The organism is Marinobacter sp. (assembly GCF_033722195.1).
GTDB lineage: Bacteria > Pseudomonadota > Gammaproteobacteria > Pseudomonadales > Oleiphilaceae > Marinobacter.
On the sequence record NZ_JAWVZL010000001.1, the window covers coordinates 40,485 to 62,116 of the forward strand.

The 21,632-nt window shown below is 64.6% G+C and carries 19 protein-coding genes; 13 read left to right on the forward strand and 6 right to left on the reverse strand.

Annotation, left to right across the window (positions count from 1 at the left end):
- Positions 1-2: 2 nt before the first annotated feature.
- Positions 3-521: a DUF2062 domain-containing protein gene (locus R3280_RS00210; protein WP_318996552.1), complete on the reverse strand. Its 519-nt coding sequence runs from the start codon at positions 519-521 to the stop codon at positions 3-5.
- Between the two features lie 178 nt (positions 522-699).
- On the opposite strand from R3280_RS00210, the gene R3280_RS00215 reads away from it, so the two are divergent.
- The 9 genes from R3280_RS00215 to murB all read left to right on the forward strand — a co-directional run bounded on the left by R3280_RS00215 (position 700) and on the right by murB (position 9,552).
- Positions 700-2,994: a DNA internalization-related competence protein ComEC/Rec2 gene (locus tag R3280_RS00215; protein WP_318996609.1), complete on the forward strand. Its 2,295-nt coding sequence runs from the start codon at positions 700-702 to the stop codon at positions 2,992-2,994.
- Positions 2,995-3,119: 125 nt separating this feature from the next.
- The gene (locus R3280_RS00220) at positions 3,120-3,746 is read left to right on the forward strand and encodes a MotA/TolQ/ExbB proton channel family protein (RefSeq protein WP_318996553.1); all 627 of its coding nucleotides are present in this window, start codon (positions 3,120-3,122) and stop codon (positions 3,744-3,746) included.
- A 5-nt stretch (positions 3,747-3,751) separates the two neighbouring features.
- Positions 3,752-4,174: a biopolymer transporter ExbD gene (locus tag R3280_RS00225; RefSeq protein ID WP_318996554.1), complete on the forward strand. Its 423-nt coding sequence runs from the start codon at positions 3,752-3,754 to the stop codon at positions 4,172-4,174.
- Positions 4,164-5,939 carry a lipid A export permease/ATP-binding protein MsbA gene (gene msbA, locus R3280_RS00230; RefSeq protein WP_318996555.1) on the forward strand — a complete coding sequence of 592 codons (1,776 nt, stop codon included), beginning with the start codon at positions 4,164-4,166 and terminating at the stop codon, positions 5,937-5,939. The genes R3280_RS00225 and msbA overlap by 11 nt, the downstream gene beginning before the upstream one ends.
- On the forward strand, positions 5,936-6,940 hold the full coding sequence (gene lpxK / locus R3280_RS00235; protein WP_318996556.1) for a tetraacyldisaccharide 4'-kinase: 1,005 nt from the start codon (positions 5,936-5,938) through the stop codon (positions 6,938-6,940). Before msbA ends, lpxK begins: the two co-directional genes overlap by 4 nt.
- 37 nt (positions 6,941-6,977) lie before the next feature.
- Complete coding sequence (locus tag R3280_RS00240; protein WP_318996557.1) at positions 6,978-7,169, forward strand: Trm112 family protein; 192 nt, start codon at positions 6,978-6,980, stop codon at positions 7,167-7,169.
- Between the two features lie 35 nt (positions 7,170-7,204).
- Positions 7,205-7,972 carry a 3-deoxy-manno-octulosonate cytidylyltransferase gene (gene kdsB, locus R3280_RS00245; protein ID WP_318996558.1) on the forward strand — a complete coding sequence of 256 codons (768 nt, stop codon included), beginning with the start codon at positions 7,205-7,207 and terminating at the stop codon, positions 7,970-7,972.
- 60 nt (positions 7,973-8,032) lie between these two features.
- Positions 8,033-8,521, forward strand: a complete 489-nt coding sequence (locus tag R3280_RS00250; protein WP_318996559.1) for a low molecular weight protein-tyrosine-phosphatase — start codon at positions 8,033-8,035, stop codon at positions 8,519-8,521.
- The gene (murB, locus tag R3280_RS00255; RefSeq protein ID WP_413468719.1) at positions 8,518-9,552 is read left to right on the forward strand and encodes a UDP-N-acetylmuramate dehydrogenase; all 1,035 of its coding nucleotides are present in this window, start codon (positions 8,518-8,520) and stop codon (positions 9,550-9,552) included. Before R3280_RS00250 ends, murB begins: the two co-directional genes overlap by 4 nt.
- A 58-nt stretch (positions 9,553-9,610) precedes the next feature.
- On the opposite strand, the gene R3280_RS00260 is transcribed toward murB, so the two are convergent.
- Complete coding sequence (locus R3280_RS00260; RefSeq protein ID WP_318996560.1) at positions 9,611-11,344, reverse strand: proline--tRNA ligase; 1,734 nt, start codon at positions 11,342-11,344, stop codon at positions 9,611-9,613.
- 139 nt (positions 11,345-11,483) lie between these two features.
- On the opposite strand from R3280_RS00260, the gene R3280_RS00265 reads away from it, so the two are divergent.
- On the forward strand, positions 11,484-11,900 hold the full coding sequence (locus R3280_RS00265) for a PaaI family thioesterase (RefSeq protein WP_318996611.1): 417 nt from the start codon (positions 11,484-11,486) through the stop codon (positions 11,898-11,900).
- 6 nt (positions 11,901-11,906) lie between these two features.
- Here R3280_RS00265 and R3280_RS00270 read toward each other — a convergent pair whose 3' ends face one another.
- Entirely contained in the window at positions 11,907-12,404 is a 498-nt protein-coding gene (locus tag R3280_RS00270; protein ID WP_318996561.1) for an Lrp/AsnC family transcriptional regulator, read from the reverse strand.
- 138 nt (positions 12,405-12,542) lie between these two features.
- Between R3280_RS00270 and leuA the strand changes: the two genes are divergently transcribed.
- Positions 12,543-14,243, forward strand: coding sequence for a 2-isopropylmalate synthase (gene leuA / locus R3280_RS00275; RefSeq protein WP_318996562.1), 1,701 nt, complete (start codon positions 12,543-12,545; stop codon positions 14,241-14,243).
- 156 nt (positions 14,244-14,399) lie between these two features.
- Here the strand turns inward: leuA and R3280_RS00280 are convergent, their stop codons facing one another.
- The 3 genes from R3280_RS00280 to xseA form a co-directional block, all read right to left on the reverse strand.
- Positions 14,400-14,609 (reverse strand): cold-shock protein, encoded by a 210-nt coding sequence (locus R3280_RS00280; protein ID WP_091853604.1) that lies wholly within the window; start codon positions 14,607-14,609, stop codon positions 14,400-14,402.
- A 301-nt stretch (positions 14,610-14,910) separates the two neighbouring features.
- Positions 14,911-16,785 carry a propionyl-CoA synthetase gene (locus R3280_RS00285; RefSeq protein WP_318996563.1) on the reverse strand — a complete coding sequence of 625 codons (1,875 nt, stop codon included), beginning with the start codon at positions 16,783-16,785 and terminating at the stop codon, positions 14,911-14,913.
- A gap of 161 nt (positions 16,786-16,946) precedes the next feature.
- Positions 16,947-18,332 (reverse strand): exodeoxyribonuclease VII large subunit, encoded by a 1,386-nt coding sequence (xseA, locus tag R3280_RS00290; protein ID WP_318996564.1) that lies wholly within the window; start codon positions 18,330-18,332, stop codon positions 16,947-16,949.
- A 180-nt stretch (positions 18,333-18,512) separates the two neighbouring features.
- On the opposite strand from xseA, the gene guaB reads away from it, so the two are divergent.
- Both guaB and guaA read left to right on the forward strand, forming a co-directional pair.
- Positions 18,513-19,976: an IMP dehydrogenase gene (gene guaB, locus R3280_RS00295; protein ID WP_318996565.1), complete on the forward strand. Its 1,464-nt coding sequence runs from the start codon at positions 18,513-18,515 to the stop codon at positions 19,974-19,976.
- 73 nt (positions 19,977-20,049) lie between these two features.
- Positions 20,050-21,627, forward strand: a complete 1,578-nt coding sequence (gene guaA, locus R3280_RS00300) for a glutamine-hydrolyzing GMP synthase (protein ID WP_318996566.1) — start codon at positions 20,050-20,052, stop codon at positions 21,625-21,627.
- The last annotated feature ends 5 nt before the right edge of the window (positions 21,628-21,632 follow it).

A 21,632-nucleotide genomic window follows, 5' to 3' on the forward strand; every position in this document is an offset into this window, starting at 1 on the left:
GGCTAGCGGGTCCGTCGGGCCAGGCGCCGCTGCCAGTCGGCCCGTACCTTGCGGCGCCAGAGAAACTGGAGCACCAGGTAGCTGACGCAGGCAGCCACCACGGCCGTCACCAGGGAGCCCAGGTAGAGTGGAATGCCGATGTCCATGAGGCGGCCGCTGATCCAGCTCACTGACAGCTCGAACTCGAAGTCCATTACCGGTCGGCCCAGCAGCCAGGCGCCAACCTTGTAGTTGAAATAGAACATCGGCGGCATGGTCAGCGGATTGCTGATCCATACCAGTGCCACCGACAGCGGCAGGTTGGCGTTCATCCAGAGCGCGAACAGGGCAGCCGCCACCATCTGGAAAGGCATCGGGATAAAGCACCAGAAGATGCCGATCAGGAACGCGCGGGAGACACCGTGGCGGTTGATGTGCCAGAGGTTGGGTTCGTGAAGTATGTCACCCAGAAAGTGCAGGGAACGGATGGCCCTGACTTTCTCCGGAGTCGGCAGGTAACGTTTCATGAACTTCTTTGGCATGTCGACCGCTGCCTGTTCAGGATCTGTCAAGCTGGGTAAGTGACACAAACCCCGCTGAAAATTGCCACGGCATAAAGAGGGCAGGGAACGCCCGGGAGTTCATGTGCGCGCAGGGATTGCGTTGTTTTCGTGCGGAGCCATCTTACTGTATAGCGGCGGCTTTCTGCTACCGTTGCCGGTGCTCGCCGGCATGGCCGCCACCGCAGTCATCCTGGCGGTGATACCGCCATCACAGTTGCGGTTGCCCGGGCTGGCCCGCTACCGCATGGCACTGTTCTGGCTGATGCTGGGTCTGGCCTGGGCCGGCTGGCATGCCTTCGAACGGCTGGCAGACCGACTGCCGCCGGCGCTGGAGGGTGAAACCCTGGTGGTGGAGGGCACCCTCTGCAGCGTTCCCCGCCCGGGCATTTTCGACAGCGTGAGTTTCAGTCTCTGCGTCAGCCATTGGCCGGAGCTGGACCAACCCGGCCCCATGCCCGCGCGTCTTCGGCTGGCCTGGTACGGGGACGATGCCCGCCTCGATCTGCCCGAGCGTATCCGCGCCAAGGTCCGCCTGAAACGTCCCCACGGTGCGGTCAATCCGGCCGGCTTCCGATACGAGAGCTGGCTCTTCCGTCATGGCTTCCGGGCCACCGGCACGGTCCGCGAGCTGTCGCCCTGGCCGCAAGGGACCTGCGGTCTGCCATGCCGTTTCCATCAGTTGCGGCAGGGGGTAGCGGGTTGGTTGCTGAGTCACTGGCAGGGCACCGACCACCTGGCGCTCACCGAAGCCCTGCTGATCGGGGAGCGGGGCCGAATGACACCGGCGCACTGGCAGGTACTGGCGGCCACCGGCACCATCCATCTGGTGGCGATCTCGGGCCTGCACATTGGCCTGGTGGCGCTGGGAGTGGGGCTGATCGCCCGCCTGGCCCTGGCGCGGCTGCCGCAACACTGGCTCGCGCCCCGTCAGCGACGGCTTCTGGTTTTCGCATTGGTGGCCGGGAGTAGCCTGCTTTATGCCCTCGCGGCCGGCTTTACCGTACCGACCCGCCGGGCCTGGCTGATGGTGATGATGGCGGCCTGGCTGGTGTTCCGGGCCGGGCGAGTGGCCTCCGGTAGCGGCTGGCTCCTGGCCCTGGCGCTGGTGCTGCTGATGGATCCGTACGCGCCGCTGGACCGGGGCTTCTGGCTTTCCTTCGGCGCGGTGGCGGTGTTGCTGCTGATTTTCTCCGGCAGGCTGGCTGCGCCTTCACCCGTCCCAGCCCTGCTGCTGGCCCAGTGCGCGGTGTTCGTCGGCCTCTGGCCGGCGCTGGCGGTCATGGATCAGACACCGGCGGCGCTGGGCTGGTTGGCCAATCTGGTGGCTATTCCCGTGCTGTCCCTGGTGGTCATGCCGGTACTGATGCTGGCGGCGCTGTTCACGGCACTGGTGCCGGCTTTCGCGCCCTGGGCGGGCCAGGCTTTTGACGCAGTCCTTGGTGGCCTCTGGTGGTGGCTTGAGACAGTGGCAGGCTGGCCGGCGCCGGAGCTGCGGCTGGCGATGCCCGCCATTGCGCTGACGGCACTGGCCGTCATGCTGCTGCTGGTGGTTCCCATCCCCCGGGCCCGTTGCCTCGCCATGGCTGTCGTGCTGGCCAGCGGTAGCGGCCATGTGCTGGATCAGGCCAGCCCCGGCAACCGGCCGGTGGCGGTGCCGGAAATCTGGGTGCTGGATGTGGGGCAGGGTCTGTCGGTGCTGCTCAGGCACCGGGACCAGGTGCTTGTCTACGACACCGGCCCGGAAACCCCGTCCGGCTATTCGGCGGTGGACAGTATCCTGCTGCCCACCCTGGCCAGCCTGGGCGTGCATCGGCTGCAGACTCTGGTGATCAGCCATGGCGACCGGGATCACGCCGGCGGCCTGGCCCAGTTGCTGGCCGCCCGCCCCGTGGATGCCCTGCTGGCGGGGGAGCCGGAGCGGACGGCGGCGATGCTGACGCAAGCCAGGGCCGTGGAGACCTGCGGGCCGGCGCAATCCCGCGCTGTGGGCGACCTGCAGGTGACCTTCTGGCGGGCGCCGGGACACGAGTCCGGGCAACAGAACAGCAATGACGCCTCCTGCGTGATGACCGTCAACTTTGGCGAGATCGAGCTGGTGGTCCCGGGGGATATCTCCACAACCGTGGAACGGCTCTTTCTCGAGGGAGGATTCAGGAACCGCGCGGTCCGCCGCATCCTGGTGGCGGCCCACCATGGCAGCAAGACCTCATCCGGCCCGGGCTGGGTAACCGCCATGGCGCCGGAGTGGGTGGTCTACACCGCCGGCTACCGGCACCGTTACGGTCATCCCCATCAGGATGTGGTGGCCCGATTCGAGGCGGCGGGAGCCCGCGGCCTCAATACCGCCACCTCCGGCGCGCTGCGCTGGCGGCTGCTGCCGGAAGGGCCGGAACTGACCCGCTGGCGGGACGCTGCGCCGTTCTGGATACGCCCTGCAGCCCCCGTGCAGTGAGCCGCCGGCCGGGCGCTATCGTGACCGGGTCGTCAAGCCGCAGGGTGGCCGTGCAAGCGGGGTGTGGCCTGGCGGGGCGGCTATGCTAAAGTAGCGCGGCTTGTCATTAATCAGGGAGACCAAGCGTGTTCGAGCTTCTGAAAGCGGGTGGCATCATCATGGTGCCGATTGTCGCCTGTTCCATTCTGGCCCTTGCCATCATCCTAGAGCGTTTCTGGACCCTCAGGGTGTCCCGGGTCGCGCCCCAGTCCACCATCAACGAACTCTGGCGCTGGATCAAGAAGAAGGAGCTCAACGGCCGCAAGCTGAAGGCGCTGCAGGCCTCGTCACCCCTGGGCCGGATCCTGGCGGCGGGGCTGATGAACGCCAAGCATGGCCGGGAAATCATGAAGGAAAGCATCGAGCACGAGGCCAGCCAGGTCATCCACGAGCTGGAGCGCTTCCTGAATCCGCTGGGCACCGTGGCCACCATCACGCCACTGCTGGGTCTACTGGGTACCGTCATCGGCATGATCAAGGTGTTCGCCGAGATCCAGCTGGCCGGGGTCGGCGACGCCGGCAACCTGGCCGGCGGTATTTCCGAGGCCCTGATGACCACCGCGGCCGGCCTGAGCGTGGCCATACCCGCGCTGATCTGCCATCGCTACTTTATCCGTCGTGTCGACGAGCTGGTGGTCAGCATGGAGCAGGAAGCCATCAAGCTGGTGGAAGTGGTCCATGGTGACCGCGAAATCGACGTTGAAGGAGCCTGACGGCTGTGAAGTTCAAGCGCCAGAGAAGCCAGGAAGTCGGGGTTGACCTGACGCCACTGATCGATGTGGTGTTCCTGCTGCTGATTTTCTTCATGGTGTCCACCACCTTTACCCGCGAGAGCCACCTGCAGGTGGATCTGCCGGAGGCCAGCGGCCAGCCGACGGAAACCGACGTGCGCCAGGTGGATGTGGTGATCAATGCGGAAGGCCAGTACTACGTCAACGACCAGCCGCTGGTGAACAACAAGCGCGAGACCCTGGAACGGGCGGTGCGGGAGCTGGCGGAGGGCAACACCAGCCTGCCGTTCATCATCACCGCCGACGCCAGCACGCCCCACGAGTATGTGGTGCGGGCCATGGACGTGGCCGGTCGCCTCGGCTTTGCCAAACTCAGTATCACGACCCAGCGGAATCCGGATGAACAGTGACCCGACGGCTGTGCGCCCCACGCCGGACAAAGACTCGAACTGGGATACCTATCGCCGCCTGTTGGCTTACGTCAAGCCATTCTGGGTGGCCTTTGCCCTGGCGGTTGTGGGCAACGTCATCTATGCCGGCGCCTCCACCGGCATGGCGGCGGCGATGGAGATGGTCATCACCGCCCTGGAAAACCCCACCGAAGAGAACCGCATCCTGTTGACCAGCCTGATCGTGGGGATCTTCGCCCTGCGGGGCGTGGGAACCTTCATGGGCCAGTACTTCATCAGCTACGTCGGCCGGCAGGTGGTCAACGCCCTGCGGACCCAGGTCTTCGACCGGCTGATCGCGCTGCCGTCCCGTTTCTTCGACGAGAATGCCTCCGGCCGGCTGGTGTCCAAGCTCACCTTCAACGTGGAGCAGGTGGCGGACGCCACCACCAACGCGGTGACCATTACCCTGCGGGAAGGCCTCACCATCCTCGGCCTGTTGGGCTTCATGATCTACACCAACTGGAAGCTGACCCTGGTGTTCCTGGCAGTGGGGCCGCTGATCGGGCTGGTGGTCAGTTACGCCAGCAAGCGCTTCCGCAAGATCAGCCGCCGGATCCAGAACTCCATGGGGGACATCACCCACGTGGCCTCGGAGTCCATTTCCGGTTACCGGGTGGTGCGCACCTTCGGCGGCGAGGGCTATGAGCGGGAGCGGTTCAACGACGTCAGCCAACGCAACCTCAAGCAGAGCCTCAAGCTGGCCTCCGCCCAGGCCATCAGCGTGCCGGTAATCCAGGTCCTGGTGGCCATCGCCATCGCCGCCCTGGTCTGGACCATGCTGGCGCCGGAAATCCGCGGCACCATGACCACCGGCGAATTGGTGGCCTTCATCACCGCCGCCACCACCATGGCCAAGCCCATCCGCCAGGTGACCTCCGTCCATGCCCGCATCCAGAAGGGGATTGCCGCCGCCCAGGATGTGTTCGGCACCATCGATGAGGAGCCGGAACCGGATCACGGCACCTACGCCCCCGACCGGGTGGAGGGCGAGATCGAGTTCGACCAGGTGGCCTTCAGCTACAAGGACCAGCTGGACTACGTCCTGAAGGATATCAACCTGACCATCCCGGCGGGACAGAGTGTGGCGCTGGTGGGTCGGTCCGGCAGCGGCAAGTCCACCCTGGTCAGCCTGTTGCCCAGGTTCTACGAGTACAACCAGGGCGAGATCCGGATCGATGGTCACGCCGTCACCGAATTCCGGCTTGATGCGCTGCGGGCGCAGATCGCCCTGGTGACCCAGAACGTGGTGCTGTTCAACGACACCATCGCCAACAACATCGCCTATGGCGATCTCCGCGACGCCAGCCGCGAAGCGATTCGGGAGGCGGCCCAGAAAGCCCACGCCCTGGAGTTCATCGACCGCATGCCGGACGGCCTGGACACCATGATTGGCGACAACGGCGTGATGCTGTCCGGCGGCCAGCGCCAGCGCCTGGCGATCGCACGGGCCCTGCTCAAGGACGCCCCCATCCTGATCCTGGACGAGGCCACTTCGGCATTGGATACCGAGTCCGAGCGCTACATCCAGGCCGCCCTGGAAACCGTCATGAAGGGCAGGACCACCCTGGTGATCGCTCATCGCCTGTCCACCATCGAGAAGGCGGACCGGATCCTGGTGATGGAGGCGGGCCGAATTGTGGAATCCGGCCGCCATGAAGAATTGCTCACCCTCGGCGGCGCCTACGCCCAGCTCCACCAGATGCAGTTCAGCGAGCAGGCATGAGCGGCTGGCTGGATCGGCTCTGGTATGGCCGCCAGCGGCCGCTCTGGTTTCTCTGGCCCCTGGCGTCGCTCTACCGGGCCATCGCCAGGCGGCGCCGGCAGAAGGCCCTGGCGGACCTTGCAGAACAACCTCCCTTGACGGCCCCGGTGATCGTGGTGGGCAATATCACCGCCGGCGGCACCGGCAAATCCCCCCTGACCGCCTGGCTGGTGAGCCGTCTGGCGGAGCAGGGCTGGCGGCCGGTTATCATTACCCGCGGTTATGGCGGCAAGGCCCGCCATTACCCGCTGAGGGTGACGGAAGGGACAGATCCGGCCGAGGCGGGTGATGAGCCGGTCATGCTGGCCCGGCAGTGCGGCTGCCCCGTGGTGGTGGATCCGCGCCGGGCCCGGGCGGCCCGTTGGGCGCTGGAGCAGGACCTGGGCAATGTCCTTGTCTGCGACGACGGCCTCCAGCACTACGCCCTGGCGCGGCATCTGGAGATCGCGGTGTTTGACGGCCAGCGCGGGCTGGGTAACGGCGCCCCCATACCCGTGGGCCCCCTGCGGGAGGGTCCGGAGCGCCTGGATTCGGTTGATTTCGTGGTCTGCAACGGCCGGGTGCCACCGGGGCTGGAACATCCCCGCACCCATGTGATGCAATTGAGCCCGACGCAGTTGCGGCACCTGCGCTCCGGCGAGACCCGTCCGGTAGACTGGCTGATGGGTAAACCGGTCCGGGCGGTCGCCGGCATCGGCAACCCGGCCCGGTTCTTCGAGACCCTGAATGGTCTGGGGGCCAGTGTACGGCCCCTGGCCCTGCCGGACCATCATCGCTTCAGCCGGCGCGACCTCGCCGTCGGGCCCGGTGAGATCCTGGTGATGACGGCAAAGGATGCGGTCAAATGCCAGGGCCTGGCCCACGAGCACTGCTGGGTGCTGGAGGTGACTGCCCGTCTGCCGGAGAGCTTCCGGCAGGCATTGCTGCACCGACTGAACCGGATACACTTGAACCAGGCCTGACGGTTTGCCCGTCGGCATCCCCTGACGAGATGAGATTATGGACAAGAAACTGGTGGCCATGCTGGCCTGCCCCGTCTGCAAGGGCGACCTGATACTGGACCGCGAACACCAGGAGCTGGTGTGTCGCAACGACGCCATGGCGTTTCCCATTCGTGAGGGCATTCCCGTCATGCTGGCGACGGAGGCGCGCACCCTCACCACCGACGAGCGGCTGGAAAAGCGCTCATGATCAACGCCTGCCGCCGGACACCATAGGATACTGTCATGCCCTTCACCGTCGTGATCCCCGCGCGTTATGCCTCCACCCGGCTGCCCGGCAAGCCGTTGGCGGATATAGCCGGCAAGCCCATGATCCAGCACGTCTACGAGCGGGCGTGCGACAGCCACGCCGACCGGGTGGTGATCGCCACCGACGATAGCCGCGTCCGGGATGCCTGCGCGGGCTTTGGTGCCGAGGTGGTGATGACCGCGGACAGTCACGTCAGCGGCACGGACCGGCTGGAAGAGGTGACCCGCAAGCTGGACCTGGCCACCGATGCCTGCGTGGTGAACGTCCAGGGGGACGAACCCCAGATTCCGCCGGCACTGATCAATCAGGTGGCCTATAACCTGGAAGCCTACGGCGATGCCGCCATCGCCACCCTGTGCGAGCCCATTGCCGAGGTGGATGCCATTTTCAATCCCAACGTGGTGAAGGTGGTGTTCGATCAGCGCGGCATGGCGCTGTATTTCAGCCGGGCACCCATACCCTGGGCCCGTGAGGCCTGGGCGGAGGCCAGCGGCGAGCGCGGCCTGCCCGCCAATGTGGCCTATCATCGCCATATCGGCATCTATGGCTACCGGGTCGGCCTGCTCCGCAGTTTCGTGGCCTGGCGGCCGGCACCGCTGGAGCTGGCGGAGTCCCTGGAGCAACTGCGGGCCCTGCATCATGGCGCCCGGATTCACGTTGACCTGGCCTGCCAGACCCCGCCGGCCGGTGTGGATACGCCGCAGGACCTGGATCGGGTCCGGGCCCAGCTGGGCCATGCCTGAAGGCGGGCGCCGACCCGTATCGGCGCAGCCGCTGTAGCAGTGAATAAGAGGAGTACGAATTTGACCAAGCCAGTCAGGGTACTGTTTGTCTGCCTCGGCAATATCTGCCGGTCGCCGACGGCGGAAGGTGTTTTTCGGCATGTGGTGACGCAGGCCGGTCTGGCGGACAGGATCCATGTGGACTCCTGCGGCACGGCCGATTTTCATGTCGGTGAGCCACCGGATCGCCGCTCTCAGGCCGCCGCGCGTAGCCGGGGCATCGACCTGAGCGAGCTGCGGGCCCGCCAGCTGAGCCCCGAGGACCTCAAGCGCTTCGATTACGTGCTGGTGATGGACCGGCAGAATCTGGCCAACGTGCGGGAGCTCTGGCATCAGAACGGCGGCGCCCAGCCGGAACTGTTCCTGTCCTATGCCGATCAGGGCGATGCCGATACCGACGAGGTGCCGGATCCCTACCACGGTGGTGAGCAGGGCTTCGAGCGGGTCTTCGACCTGGTGCAGGCCGCCAGCGAAGGGCTGCTTCGCCACATCCGGAAACATCAGCTTTGAACACCCTGGCCGAGCGCATACGCGGCGATGTCCAGCTGCAGGAACTCACCACGCTCAAAGTGCCCGGCCGGGCCCGTTATTTTGTTCGGGTGACCAGCCTGGCGGAGTTGCAAGGGGCCCGTGCCTGGGCCCGAGAGAAGGGCGTGGATACCCTGCTGGTGGGTGGCGGCAGCAACCTGGTGTTGCAGGGCGATGTGGACGGCCTGGTGATTCACATGGCGATTGCCGGACGCTCCTGGGACCAGGTGACGCAGGACAGCGCCGTGTTGGTGCTGGGTGCCGGCGAGAACTGGCACTCGGCGGTGCTCTATGCCGCCGCTTCCGGTTACCGGGGCATCGAGAACCTGGCGCTGATCCCCGGCACCACCGGTGCCGCCCCGGTGCAGAACATCGGCGCCTACGGGGTCGAACTCAAGGACACCCTGGTCACCGTGACCGCCCTGGACTGGCAGACCGGCGAGCGGGTGATCCTCGCCAATGCCGACTGCCGGTTCGCCTACCGCGACAGCCTGTTCAAGCAGATGCCCGGCCGCTACGTCATCGTCGAGGTACGCCTGCGGTTATCCCGCAAAAAGCCCCTGGCGCTGGGCTACGGCGATCTGGTGAGCTATTTCTCCAACCATCCCCACCCGAACACACTGACCCCTCTGGAGGTGGCCGAGGCGGTCATGGCGGTGCGCCGGCGCAAGCTGCCGGATCCGGAGCAGATGCCCAACGTGGGCAGTTTCTTCAAGAACCCGGTGGTACCAGAGACCAAGTGGCGGAGCCTGGTTGAAGCCTATCCGGATATCGTGGCCTATCCCGCCGACGGTGAGGTCAAGCTGGCGGCCGGCTGGCTGATCGATCGCTGTGGCTGGAAGGGCTATCGCAATCGGACCGTCGGCGTTCACAACCGTCAGGCGCTGGTACTGATCAACCATTCCGGTGGTACCGGCGACGACGTGCTTGCGCTGGCGGCCCGCATCCGGGAGGACGTCCTGACCACTTTCGGCGTCGAGTTGGAGATGGAGCCCCGGGTGGTGGGGGGCTGAGGGCAGGGAATCCGCGGGCCGGCGACCGGTTTGCCGGCACCGGCCCGCAGGGTTTGCGTCAGAGTCCGGCGCGGGGCGCGGCGTTGACCAGGAAGGAGAAGGCCTCTTCCACCGGTACATCCTGCTTGTCCGCGTCCTGGCGGCCCTTGTATTCCAGGGTGCCGGCGGCCAGACCCCGGTCCGAAATCACCAGGCGGTGGGGGATGCCCACCAGCTCCATATCGGCGAACTTCACACCGGGCCGCTCGTTGCGGTCGTCCAGCAGCACATCGTAGCCGGCCAGCTTGAGCTGCTCGTACAGCTTCTCGGCCGCGGCCATGACTTCCGGCGACTTGTGGGCATTGAGGGTCACGATGGCCACCTCGAAAGGCGCGATGGCCGCCGGCCAGAGGATGCCCCGGTCATCGTAGTTCTGCTCGATGGCGGCGGCGACGATGCGGGACACCCCGATACCGTAGCAGCCCATCTCCAGGATCGAGGCCTTGCCGTTCTCGTCCAGCACAGTGGCGTTCATGGCCTTGCTGTACTTGTTGCCCAGCTTAAAGATATGCCCCACCTCGATGCCCCGGCGGATTTCCAGCACACCCTTGCCGTCCGGGCTGGGATCACCCTCCACCACGTTGCGCAGGTCCTCGACACGGCCCAGGGCGACGTCCCGCTCCCAGTTCACGCCGGTCAGGTGGTAGCCATCGCGGTTGGCGCCGCAGACGAAATCGTTGATGTGCGCCGCGCTGCGATCCACGATCACCGGAACCGGGAGATTGACCGGGCCGATGGAGCCGGCCTTGCAGCCAATCGCCGCCTCTATCTCCTCGTCGGTGGCCATGGTCAGCGGCTCGGCAACACCTGCCAGCTTTTCTGCCTTGATCTCGTTGAGGCTGTGGTCGCCCCGCAGGATCAGCGCTACCAGGCCGCGCTTGCCGTGTTCGTCGGCTTCACCGTGCACCAGCAGGGTCTTGACGGTGCGGTTGGGGTCCACGTCGAGGAATTGGGACACGGCATCGATGGTGGTCTGACCTGGTGTCGCGACTTCCGCCATGGTTTCCTTGGGGGCAGGGCGCTCGCCGGCCGGGGCTACGGCTTCGGCCTTCTCGATATTGGCGGCGTAGTCGCTCTCGGTGCTGAACACAATGGCGTCCTCGCCGGAGGAGGCCAGCACGTGGAACTCATGGGAGGCACTGCCACCGATGGCGCCGGAATCCGCCTGCACCGGCCGGTAGTCCAGGCCAATCCGGTCGAAGATGTTGCAGTAGGTGCGGTGCATGACCTGGTAGGTCTCGTTCAGGGACTCGCTATTCAGATGGAAGGAATAGGCGTCCTTCATGATGAACTCTCGCGCCCGCATGACGCCAAAGCGGGGACGGCGCTCGTCCCGGAATTTGGTCTGGATCTGGTAGAAGTTGGCCGGCAGCTCCTTGTAGCTCTTGAGCTCGTTGCGGATCAGATCGGTGATGACTTCCTCGTGGGTGGGGCCAAAGCAGAAGTCACGGCCGTGACGGTCGTTCAGCCGCAGCAGCTCGCCACCATAGAGCTCCCAGCGCCCGGACTCTTGCCACAGCTCGGCGGGCTGGACGGCGGGCATCAGCACCTCCTGGGCACCGCTCTTGTCCATCTCCTCCCGCACGATGCGCTCCACCTTGCGCAGCACCCGCAGGCCCATGGGCAGCCAGGTGTAAAGGCCGGCCGCGAGTTTGCGGATCATGCCGGCCCGCAGCATGAGCTGATGGCTGATGATCTCGGCGTCGGAAGGCGTCTCTTTCTGGGTGGCAATCAGGTAACGGCTCGCTCGCATCGTGGGTTCCGTGGCGGTTGGAAGTTTATTTGTGTTGGATCCGACGCTATTGTACGGAGCCTGCCCAGCAAGGTACAGACAGGCTTTCAGGCCGCCGCTGGCGGCCGGGCCGGCTTACAGGAGGAAGCAATTCATGAGTTTGACGGCGACCCAAGTCCAGGCCCTGATCAGCGACGGCCTGCCCATGGCCGATGAGATCGGATTCACGGTGGAGAGGGTGCGGCCCGGCTTTGCCCGCACCCGTGTGCCCCACAGTGACCGTAACATCCGCCCCGGTGGCACCCTGTCCGGTCCGCTGCAGATGGCACTGGCGGATGCGGCCATGTACGCCGCTATCCTGGCCAGCCTGGACAAGGCGGAGATGGCCATGACCAGCAACCTGTCCATCAACTTCCTCCAGAAGCCGGCCGCCGCCGACCTGATTGGCGAAGCCACAGTATTGCGGATGGGCCGGCGCCTGGCGGTGTGCGAGGTACGCCTGCTGTCACCCACGGAGGACGGGGAAGTGCTGGTGGCCCACGTCACCGGCAGCTACGCGCTGCCAACCAAGGCCTGAGGCCGCTCAGGACAGGTAGCCCAGGGGCAGCGCCGTGCTGTCGATCACCCGGCGCAGCACGAAACTGGAATGGACACCGCTGACCCCCTGGATCCGTGTGATGCGGTTGAGCAGGAAGTGGTGGTACTGGTCCATGTCCGGCACCACCACCTTCAGCATGTAGTCGGCGTCCTGGCCGGTGATCAGATAACACTCCTGCACTTCCGGGTATTCCGCCACCTGGGACTCGAAGGCCGCGAACCGCTCCGGCGTATGGCGGTCCATGCCGATCAGGATAATGGCGGTGAGGGACAGCCCCAGTTTCTTGTGGTCCAGTACCGTGACCCGCCGCAGGATGATGCCGGCGTCCTGCAGGGCCCGCACACGCCGCAGGCAGGGCGAGGGCGAGAGGCCCACCCGGTCGGCCAGCTCCTGGTTGGTCAGTTCGCCATCCTGCTGCAGCGCCTCAAGGATATGGCGGTCGATACGATCCAGTTTGTGTAGGCTTTCGGTATTGTTTGGCATTTTGTTGCGCACCAATGTGAAAAATAAGTTGTCTGTGCTAAAATATCGGAAAAATACCCGCAATTAGCAATCTTTCGTCCGTCCTTTTCAACTAACCTGTAGTCAGTACAACTCCACAGGATCAGAGGAACCCTCACCATGGCGTTTGACCATCGCAAATACATTGCCTTCGAACCAGTGCGCAAGACCGATCGGCGCTGGCCCGACCAAGTCATTCAGCGTGCTCCCCAGTGGTGCGCGGTTGACCTGCGGGATGGCAACCAGGCGCTGGTCAAACCCATGACGGTGGCCCAGAAGCAGCGCCTGTTCGAATTGCTGGTGAAGCTCGGCTTCAAGCAGATCGAGATCGGTTTCCCGGCTGCCAGCCAGCCCGACTTCGATTTCTGCCGCAAGCTCATCGAAGAGGATCGCATTCCGGATGATGTCCAGATCCAGGTGCTGACCCAGGCCCGGCCGGAGCTCATCGCCCGTACCTACGAGGCACTGGAAGGCGCCAAGCGGGCCATTGTCCACGTCTACAATTCCACCTCCACGGTGCAGCGGCAGCAGGTGTTCGGCCTGGACCGGGCCGGCATCCGCGACATCGCTGTCAAGGGCGCAGAGGTGGTGAAGGCCCACGCTGACGAACGGCCGGATACCGAGTGGACTTTCCAGTACAGTCCCGAGTCCTTCACCGGCACCGAGCTGGACTTCGCCGCCGAGGTGATTGATGCGGTCAATGATGTCTGGCGTCCGGACCAGGGCCAGCCGGTGATCATCAACCTGCCGGCGACGGTGGAGATGGCCACCCCCAATGTCTTCGCCGACCAGATCGAGTGGATCTGCGACCGGGTCAGGTACCGGGAGCACATCAGCATCAGCGTCCATACCCACAACGATCGCGGTTGCGCAGTGGCCGCCGCGGAGCTTGCCGTCATGGCCGGTGCCGACCGGGTGGAAGGCACCCTGATGGGTAACGGCGAGCGTACCGGCAACATGGACCTGGTCACCATGGCCATGAACCTCTACAGCCAGGGCGTGGACCCGATGCTGGACCTGTCCGGCATGGCCGAGATCACCGACGTGGTGGAAGCCTGCACGGAGATTGCCACCCATCCGCGTCATCCCTACGCCGGCGAGCTGGTCTTCACCGCCTTCTCCGGCAGCCACCAGGACGCCATCCGCAAGTGCCTGGCCCGCCGTAAGGACGGCGACAAGTGGCAGGTGGCCTATCTGCCCATCGACCCGCGGGACCTGGGCCGTCGCTACGAGGAGGTGGTGCGGATTAACAGCCAGTCCGGCAAGGGCGGAGTGGCCTATGTGCTGGAGCGGGACTACAACATCAGCCTGCCGCGCTGGCTGCAGATCGAATTCAGCAAGGTGGTGCAGCGGGAAGCGGAAACCGGTGGTGGCGAGATCGACTCCCACACCATTCACCGCCTGTTCGAGGAGCGTTATCTCCAGGTCAATCCGGCCTGGGCACTGAAATCCTATGACCTGCACCGGGACGAAGCCGGTGTCCATGCCAGGGTCAGCTTCGGCCAGGATTCGGCTCTGGTGAACCTGGAAGGCCGTGGTCTCGGCGCCGTGGAAGCGGTGGTGGCTGCCCTGGAGGACACCCGGGGTGTGCGCATCGCAGTGGAAGCCTACGACGAATTCGCGCTGGGTGAGGGCACCAACGCCAACGCCCTGGCCTGCATCCGCCTGCAGGTGGATGGTGAGCCCTGCAGCGCCGCCGCGCTGGCCGAAGACACCACCTCCGCCACGCTGCAGGCCCTGCTGTCAGCGGTCAGCCAGCGGGTGACCGACCCCTGGCACGAGACCATGTCGGAGGAGATTTCCGTGTCCGTTGATGCCTGACGGTGAAGTTGGGGTCAGATGAAAACGGGGACTGACCCCGTTTTCATCTGACCCCGATATCTGCCCGAGAGAGGGTGAAGCACAAAAAAAGCCGGCACAAGTGCCGGCTTTTTCATGTCCAATGCCCGTGAGGGGCAATGGCCGGAAAGCATCACCTCATACCGGGGTGACGTTCTCCGCCTGCGGGCCTTTCGGTCCCTGGGTGACGGTAAACTGGACCTGCTGGCCTTCAGCCAGGGTACGGAAACCGCTTGCGTTGATCGCACTGTAGTGTACGAACACGTCACTACCACCGTCCTGAGCAATAAAGCCAAAGCCTTTGGACTCGTTGAACCACTTTACGTGGCCTGTTTTAGTGTCAGACATTGATCTTTCCTGTATTTCCGAGATTTTTGCCCTCACGGGACATTCAATCATCCGGATGTCACCAACCGGACAACCTGTGCTGAGAAAATAGTAGTACCAAGGAAGGAGCAACGAAGAGCTGACGCAGGCCGTTGTAACGCTTTCATCGAATACCGCTGTATTTTCACAGCAATTTCAGTATAGACCGTGTGCGGGACCCGTCAACGGTTTTTTTGGGTATCTAAGGTCCCGTTTTTAAGTCATTTTTTCCTAAGCCCTGTCATTCTCCTGTCATTTTGGCTTGACACCCGTGAATGCATGTTCAGGGTCGGAAGCGCTCACTGATTTCCTCCAGAATCGCGGGGTCGTCAATGGTGGAGGGCACCGTGTACTCCTCTCTGTCGGCAATCTGTCGGATAACCCGGCGCAGGATCTTGCCGGAGCGGGTCTTGGGCAGGCGGTCCACCACCATGGCCTGTCGCAGGCAGGCGATGGCGCCGATGCGCTCGCGGACCATTTCCACCAGTTCCTCTTCCAGCTCGTCCGGCGTGATGGTGGCGCCGTCCTTGACCAGCACCAGGCCGATGGGAATCTGGCCCTTGAGTTCGTCACGAGCGCCGATCACACAGCATTCGGCCACCGCCGGATGAGCTGCGATTACCTCCTCCATTTCGCCGGTGGAGAGCCGGTGGCCGGCAACGTTGATGACGTCGTCGGTACGGCCCATGATGAAGACATAGCCGTCCTCGTCGATGTAGCCACCGTCGCCGGAGAAATAATAGCCCGGCACCGGTTTGAGATAGGTGTTCACGAACCGCTCGTCGTCTCCCCAGACGGTGGTCAGGCAGCCCGGCGGCAGCGGCAGCTTGACCACCACCTGGCCCTGTTCGCCCTGGCTGACCCGCTTGCCGGCCGGGTCCACAATCTGGACGTTGTAGCCGGGGGAGGGCACCGTGGCCGAACCGGGTTTGGTGGGCATGGCTTCGATGCCCACCGGGTTGCAGCAGATCGCCCAGCCGGTTTCGGTCTGCCACCAGTGGTCCAGCACCGGCAGACCGGTCTGCTCCCGGAGCCACTCATAGGTGGGCGGATCCAGCCGTTCCCCGGCCAGGAACAGCCGGCGCAGGGAGCTGATGTTGTAGCGCCGCAGCTCGTCCGCTTCGGGGTCTTCCTTGCGGACGGCCCGGAAGGCCGTGGGCGCAGTGAACAGCAGGTTGACCTTGTGATCCTGGATCACCCGCCAGAAGGCACCGGCGTCTGGGGTTTTGACCGGCTTGCCCTCGTAGAGAATGGTGGTGCAGCCGGCAAACAGCGGGCCGTAGACAATGTAGCTGTGGCCCACGACCCAGCCCACGTCGGAGGCCGCCCAGTACACATCCCCAGGCTGGGCCCCGTACACCAGCGACATGCTGTAACGCAGCGCCACCGCATGACCGCCGTTGTCCCGGACCACCCCTTTGGGTTTGCCGGTGGTGCCGGAGGTGTAGAGGATGTAGAGCGGATCGCTGGATTTCAACGGCACCGGGTCCACCCCCTGGGCAGCCTCGGTGATCTCGTCCCAGTCCAGGTCGCGGCCCTGCTTCAGGTCCGCCGTTACTTCCCGGCGCTGGAACACGATGCAGCACTCCGGCTTGTGGCTGGCCTGTTCGATGGCTTGGTCCACCAGCGGTTTGTAGGGGATGACTTTCTTGACCTCGATGCCGCAGGAGGCGGTGATGATGGCCCGGGGAGTGGCGTCGTCGATGCGCACCGCCAGCTCGTGGGCGGCAAAGCCGCCGAATACCACGCTGTGGATAGCGCCGATGCGGGCGCAGGCCAGCATGGCGATCACCGCCTGGGGGATCATCGGCATATAGATGATGACCCGGTCGCCCTTGCCGATGCCCTGGTCTGCCAGGGCGCCGGCGAAGCGGGCCACCCGCTCGGTGAGCTGGCTGTAGGTGAAGCTCTGACTCTGGCGGGTTACCGGAGAGTCGTAAATCAGTGCGGGCTGGTCACCGCGGCCGGCGCGGATATTGGCGTCCAGGGCAATGTCGCAGGTGTTGAGGGTACCGTCGGGGAACCAGTCGCCGTGGCCGTTGGCGCGGGCCTTCCAGACCGTGGCCGGCTTCTGCATCCAGGCAATGTTCTCCGCCTGATCTCGCCAGAAACTCGCCGGCTGCTCGATCGAGCGCTGGAACTCCGTGTGATAACTCATGAGCCGTCTCTCCCTGGGCAATCGTTGTTGTTATGAAATTGCATTCAGACTGCCGGGAGAGCGGCTTTCACGGCTACTAGACCATAGGCTAACGCTCCGGAGGCCAAACTATGCCCCCGGTCGGGTCGCTGGCACAGATCCGGGTTCTGGCGGTTTGGCGGTCAGAGCACGGAGTCGCCGGAGGCCGGGTCGTCTGAATGGATACGCAACACGGTGGCGTCTACCCGGCCGGCACCAAGACGGGCCGAGATGGCGTCGCCCGGCGCCAGCTCGGTGGCCTTTCTCACCACCGGCTGTTCCGGTGTTGAGACGATGGCGTAGCCGCGGGAGAGGGTGGACAGCGGACTGACCAGATGCAGGGCCTGGCCGGCATGGGCCAGCCGCTCGCGTTTGTGGGCCAGGGTCTGTTGTGTGGCCCGTTGCAGCCGTTGCGCCAACTGCCCGACCTGCTGTTGTGCGATCACCAGGTGGCGGGCGGGAGATTGGCTCTGCAGCCGGCCATCGGCATTGGCCAGCCGTGTCTGCAGTCGTTCCAGGCGGCGGGCCATGGCGGCCTGCAGTCGCAGGTCCAGTTCGTCCAGGCGCTGGGCTTTGTCCTGCAGTTCCCGGCGGGGGTCCCGCAAGCGCGCGGCGAGGTGCTCCAGACGGGTGGCCAGCCGGCGCTGCTGGGTATGGAAGGCGGTCAGTAATCGGGCTTGCTGGCTGTCCAGCAGACGCAGCCAGTCCCGCTGGTCCGGCGACAGTTTCTCGGCCGCCGCCGAGGGCGTCGGCGCCCGCAGGTCGGCGACGAAATCGGCGATGGTGAAGTCCACTTCATGACCGACCGCGCTGACAGTGGGCAGCGGGCAGGCGGCAATGGCGCGGGCCACGGCCTCGTCGTTGAAGCACCATAAGTCCTCAAGCGACCCGCCGCCGCGGCCGATGATCAGGACGTCAGCCCGGTTGTGCCGCTCGGCGGCCTGGATGGCCCGGACAATGTCGGCGGCGGCACTCTGGCCCTGCACCAGCGTGGGGTACAGGGTCACACCAATGGCCGGAAACCGTCTCGCCAGCACCGTCAGGATGTCATGGATGGCGGCGCCGGTGGGGGAGGTCACCACGCCGATGTGTCGGGGCAGGGCCGGGATCGGCTTCTTGCGGGCCGGCTCGAACAGGCCCTCCTGCTGGAGCTTGTACTTGAGCGCTTCGAAGGCCTGTTGCAGGGCGCCGGCGCCGGCCGGTTCCATATGCTCGGCGATGAGCTGGAAGTCACCGCGGCTTTCGTAGAGGCTGACCTTGCCGCGGATCCGGACCTGGTCGCCTTCCTTCGGCAGTGGCCGGATGCGCTGGTTGAAACCCTTGAACATGGCGCAGCGGACCTGGCACTTGGCGTCTTTCAGGGTGAAGTACCAGTGCCCGGAGGCGGGCCGGGAAAAGCTGGAAAGCTCGCCCTCCACCCAGGCCTGCATGAAGCTGGTTTCCAGCAAATGGCGCACCTGGTGGTTGAGTTCGCTGACGCTCAGTGCCCGGGGCTGGCCGGGAATGGCCGGCATGTTACGCGGATCCATAAGGAGTTTCCGAAAAAAGTTCTGCCAAAAATAGCGAAAATTCAAAAACATGCAACCAGGATACGAACTAACCCTGGTTTACTGTGACCGGCGGCGGTTTTATAATAGATCGATTAAGGATCTCGCTCGTCAATGCGGTCGGAAGATCCTCAACTCAGTTTGTTCAAAAGGCGGGTCCCAATGCTGCGAATTGCCGAAGAAGCCCTCACATTTGATGATGTCCTGCTGATCCCGGGATACTCCGAAGTCCTGCCTCACCAGGTCAGCCTGAAGACCCAGCTCACCAAGGGTATCACGCTGAACATCCCGCTGGTGTCGGCGGCCATGGACACGGTGACCGAGGCGGACTTGGCCATCGCCATGGCCCAGGAAGGCGGTATTGGCATCATGCACAAGAACATGAGCGCTGAGCAACAGGCGGCGGCGGTCCGCAAGGTCAAGAAATTCGAAAGCGGCGTGGTCAAGGATCCGATCACCGTGTCGCCCCACAACACGGTCCGTGAACTGCTGGACATCACCAGCGCCAACAACATTTCCGGCCTGCCGGTGGTGGATGGCCGCGACCTGGTGGGCATCGTGACCGGTCGCGACATCCGCTTTGAAAGCCGCCTCGACACCCGGGTCTCCGACATCATGACCCCCAAGGACAAGCTGGTGACGGCTCCGGAAGGCGCCGACCTGGAAGAGGTCAAGAACCTTCTGCACAAGCACCGTATCGAGAAGGTGCTGGTGGTCAACGACAACTTCGAGCTCAAGGGCCTGATCACCGTCAAGGACATCCAGAAAGCCAAGGATTACCCGCTGGCCTGCAAGGACGACCAAGGCCGTCTCCGGGTGGGTGCCGCAGTGGGCACCGGCGGCGACACCGAGGCCCGTGTGGTGGCACTGGTGGAAGCCGGTGTGGACGTGATCGTGATTGATACCGCCCACGGCCATTCCCGCGGCGTCATCGAGCGGGTCCGCTGGGTCAAGAAGAACTACCCCGATGTCCAGGTGATCGGTGGCAACATTGCCACCGCCGACGCCGCCATCGCCCTGGCGGATGCCGGCGCTGACGCGGTCAAGGTGGGCATCGGCCCGGGCTCCATCTGTACCACCCGCATTGTGGCCGGTATCGGTGTGCCCCAGATCACCGCGGTATCCAACGTCGCCGCTGCGCTCAAGGATCGCGGCGTGCCGCTGATCGCCGACGGTGGTGTGCGCTTCTCCGGTGACATCTCCAAGGCCATTGCCGCGGGCGCTTACTGCGTCATGGTGGGCGGCCTGCTGGCCGGCACCGACGAAGCCCCCGGCGAAGTGGAGCTGTTCCAGGGCCGCAGCTATAAGGCCTACCGCGGCATGGGCTCCCTCGGCGCCATGGGTCAGGGCTCCAGCGACCGTTATTTCCAGGACGCCAGCAAGGGCGTCGACAAGCTGGTGCCGGAAGGCATCGAGGGCCGTGTTGCCTGCAAGGGCCCGATGCGCAACATTGTGCACCAGCTGATGGGGGGCCTGCGGGCCTCCATGGGCTATACCGGCTGCGCCACCATGGAGGAGATGCGCACCAAGCCCCAGTTCGCCCGCATCACCAACGCCGGTATGCGTGAAAGTCATGTTCACGACGTCACCATCACCAAGGAAGCACCCAACTACCGCGTCGGCTGAGGCCGGCAGACAGATTGCGCCCCTGCGCAGCCGGACAACCGGCTGCGCTTCCTGACTCTTGCCTGAGGACTCCATGGTTCAGAACATCCATGACCACCGTATCCTGATTCTCGATTTCGGCTCCCAGTACACCCAGTTGATCGCCCGCAGGGTTCGGGAGCTCGGTGTCTACTGTGAGATCAAGGCCTTCGATATCACCGATCAGGAGCTGGAAGAGTTCAAACCCAAGGGCATCATACTGGCCGGCGGGCCTGAGTCCGTCACCCAGCTCGGTGGCCCCCGTGCCCCGGACGGCCTGTTTGAGCGCAGCATTCCGATACTGGGCATCTGCTACGGCATGCAGACCATGGCCGAGCAGCTTGGCGGCAAGGTCGCCGGCTCCGAGAAGCGGGAGTTCGGCTACGCCCAGGTCAAGGTGAGGGCGGACGGACCCCTGCTGCGTGACATCAAGGACCACCTGACTGCCCAGGGTGAGTCCCTGTTGGACGTCTGGATGAGCCACGGCGACAAAGTGGTGGCCATGCCCCCCGGTTTCGAGCTGCTGGCGTCCACCGAGTCCGCCCCGGTGGCCGCCATGCAGGACGTCAGCCGCAATCTCTACGGTGTGCAGTTCCACCCGGAGGTGACCCATACCCTCCAGGGCCAGCGCATGCTGGAGCATTTCGTGCTGGACATCTGCCAGTGCGAGGCGCTCTGGACCCCCGCCAAGATCGTCGACGATGCCGTCCGCCAGATTCGCGAGCAGGTGGGCAAGGACAAGGTCCTGCTGGGCCTGTCTGGCGGTGTCGACTCCTCGGTCACTGCGGCGCTTCTGCACAAGGCCATTGGTGACCAGCTCACGTGTGTGTTCGTGGACAACGGCCTGCTGCGCCTGAACGAGGGCGACCAGGTCATGGACATGTTTGCCCGCAACATGGGCGTGAAGGTCATTCGCGCCGACTCCGAGGAGCTGTTCCTGTCCCGCCTGAAGGGCGTCAGTGACCCGGAGCAGAAGCGCAAGATCATCGGCAATACCTTTATCGAGGTATTCGATGAAGAAGCTGCCCGCATCACCGACGTGAACTGGCTCGCCCAGGGCACCATCTATCCGGATGTGATCGAATCCGCTGCCTCCAAGACCGGCAAGGCCCATGTCATTAAGTCCCACCACAACGTGGGCGGCCTGCCGGAAACCATGAAGCTGAAGCTGGTGGAGCCACTGCGGGAACTGTTCAAGGACGAGGTCCGCCGCATCGGCCTGGAACTGGGGCTGCCCTACGACATGGTCTACCGCCACCCCTTCCCGGGTCCTGGCCTGGGTGTCCGTATCCTCGGTGAGGTCAGGAAGGAGTACGCCGAGATCCTGCGCCGGGCTGACGCCATCTTCCTGGAAGAGTTGCACCGGGCCGATCTTTACCACAAGACCAGCCAGGCGTTTGCCGTCTTCCTGCCGGTCAAATCCGTGGGTGTGGTGGGGGATGCCCGCCGCTACGAGTACGTCATTGCCATCCGCGCCGTGGAAACCATCGATTTCATGACCGCGCGCTGGGCACGCCTGCCCTACGAGCTGCTGGAAACCGTCTCCAACCGGATTATCAACGAGATCACCGGCGTTTCCCGGGTCACCTACGACATCTCCTCCAAGCCGCCCGCCACCATCGAGTGGGAGTGATCGGC